Origin of the sequence: Rhodococcus sp. R1101, assembly GCF_000278445.1 — a bacterium.
GTDB lineage: Bacteria > Actinomycetota > Actinomycetes > Mycobacteriales > Mycobacteriaceae > Rhodococcus > Rhodococcus gordoniae.
This window is the reverse complement of sequence record NZ_AJVB01000600.1, coordinates 1-2,026: the sequence shown is the minus strand read 5'-3', so window position 1 is coordinate 2,026 and position 2,026 is coordinate 1. Positions and strand designations below refer to the sequence as shown.

Below are 2,026 nucleotides of genomic sequence, written 5' to 3'. Positions count from 1 at the left end.
GGTCACCGCGACGACCGCGTGGCGCACGCCGAGCGCGTCGAGCGCCGCGAGATGTTCGGCTGCTTGGGGCATCCACGGATCGTCGGCGGCCACCACGAACAGCGCGGCCGGGACCGATCCCACCCCGGAGAGCATCGTCGTCAGGAAACGCTCGTGTCCGGGGACGTCGACGAAGGCGACCTCCCCCACTTCGGTCCAGGACGTCCAGCAGTAGCCGAGCTCGATGGTCAGTCCTCGCCGCCGTTCCTCGGCGAGCCGATCCGGATTCGCGCCGGTGAGCGCTTCGACCAGCGTCGACTTGCCGTGGTCGACATGACCGGCGGTCGCGACGACGTGCATCAGCGTCCTTCGCGGCGGGCCACACGCGTCACGGCGCCGATCAGATCGCGGTCCTCACCGGGGTCGACGGCGAGCAGGTCGAGCAGCAACCTGCCCCGTTCCACACGGCCGACGACCGGGTGTTCGCCGAGACGCAACGGCACGGCGAAGTGTTCGGGCAGCGCGATCGCCACGCTCGGCAGGGTCACATCCGGGGCGCCGCCACCACCGACGACGCCGTCGGAGTCGACCACCTCGGGCTCGCACTCGGCAGGCAGCGCAGCGCAGATCGCCCGGGCACGGGCGCGAAGGTCCTCCGGCCGCGTGGCCAGTGCTGCCGCGACGGGAGGCGTCGGTCCCGTCAGGGTCGCTTCCAGCGCGGCGAGGGTGAGCTTGTCGACGCGTAATGCCCGTGCGAACGGATCGCGGCGCAGGCGTTCCACCAGCTCGGCCCGTCCGAGCAGCAGCCCCGCCTGCGGACCACCCAGCAGCTTGTCGCCCGAAGCCGTGACCAGGTCGGCGCCGGCGCGCAGGGCACTGGTGGCGTCGGGCTCGTTCGGCAGGCGTGGATGCGGTGCGAGCAGTCCCGACCCGATGTCGACCACGACGGGCGGACCGAGCCCCGTGAGTTCGCGGACCGAGACGGACGACGTGAAGCCGGTGACCGTGAAGTTCGACGGATGCACCTTGAGGACGAAGGCGGTGTCGTCGTCGTCGACGGCCGCGGCGTAGTCGCTCAGGCGGACACGGTTGGTGGTACCGACCTCCCGCAGCGCGGCACCGACCGATTCCAGCAGTTCCGGGATCCGGAAGCCGTCGCCGATCTCGACCAGTTCGCCCCGCGCGATCACGATCGAGCGGCCCCCGCGGGCAAGCACCCGCGTGGCCAGAGCGAGAGCGGCGGCACCGTTGTTGACCACGTGGACGCCTCCGGCATCCGGTACCTGCTCGGCGAGCGCCTCGAGAGCGCCGCGGCCGCGCCGCCCGCGCCTGCCGGTGGCCAGATCGAGCTCGACATCGGTCGCGCCCGCCGCGGTCGTCACGGCTTCGACCGCCGCGCGGGAGAGGGGGGCGCGGCCGAGATTGGTGTGCACCACCACGCCGGTCGCGTTGAGGACGCGACGCAGGGTGGCCGCCTGTTGCGGCAACGATTCGGCTGCGACGTCGGCGACGGCCCCCGGCTCGATCTCTCCGTCGCGGCACCGCTGCTGGGCCGCGACCACGGTCTGCTTGACCAGACGGGAGCCGAGCCGGTCGACGGCTTCGCGCAGGCGCGGATCGGCCAGGACCTGGTCGGTGCGGGGAACATCCCGTCGCGGATCCGGCACGCGCCTCCTCATCCCACACTCGACGAAAAAATTTGGCGGAGGCGGACGGGAATCGAACCCGCCCAGCCCAGATACTGGGCCACAACGGTTTTGAAGACCGCGACCGTCACCAGACGAGAACCACCTCCGCGCTCACCCTAACCGAAGTCGAGCCCCCGGTTACGGCACGCCCGTATGTTCGGTCGTATGACCGCACACGTCGACCTTCCCGAGGGCGCCATCCGACTCACCCAGTACGCGGCCGGCGGCGGCTGCGCGTGCAAGGTTCCGCCGGGCGAACTCGAACGGGTACTCGGTGGCCTGCAGGGTGGACGAGCGACCGGCGAACTGCTGGTCGGTGTGGAGAACGGCGACGACGGCGCCGCGGTCCGGATCGACCC

At 71.5% G+C, this 2,026-nt stretch carries 2 protein-coding genes, 1 tRNA gene and 1 pseudogene; 1 reads left to right on the top strand and 3 read right to left on the bottom strand.

Annotation, left to right across the window (positions count from 1 at the left end; all coding sequences use genetic code 11):
- From R1101_RS28155 to R1101_RS0122165, 3 genes are all read right to left on the bottom strand, one after another.
- The coding region (locus R1101_RS28155; protein ID WP_037224648.1) for a GTP-binding protein at positions 1–339 on the bottom strand (339 nt) is incomplete at its 3' end.
- Positions 339–1,646 (bottom strand): L-seryl-tRNA(Sec) selenium transferase, encoded by a 1,308-nt coding sequence (gene selA / locus R1101_RS0122170; RefSeq protein ID WP_016935419.1) that lies wholly within the window; start codon positions 1,644–1,646, stop codon positions 339–341. The genes selA and R1101_RS28155, both read right to left, overlap by 1 nt.
- Before the next feature lie 33 nt (positions 1,647–1,679).
- A tRNA-Sec gene (locus tag R1101_RS0122165) sits at positions 1,680–1,774 on the bottom strand.
- Between the two features lie 58 nt (positions 1,775–1,832).
- Between R1101_RS0122165 and R1101_RS28150 the strand changes: the two are divergent.
- Positions 1,833–2,026, top strand: a pseudogene (locus R1101_RS28150) (selenide, water dikinase SelD); the annotation flags it as partial.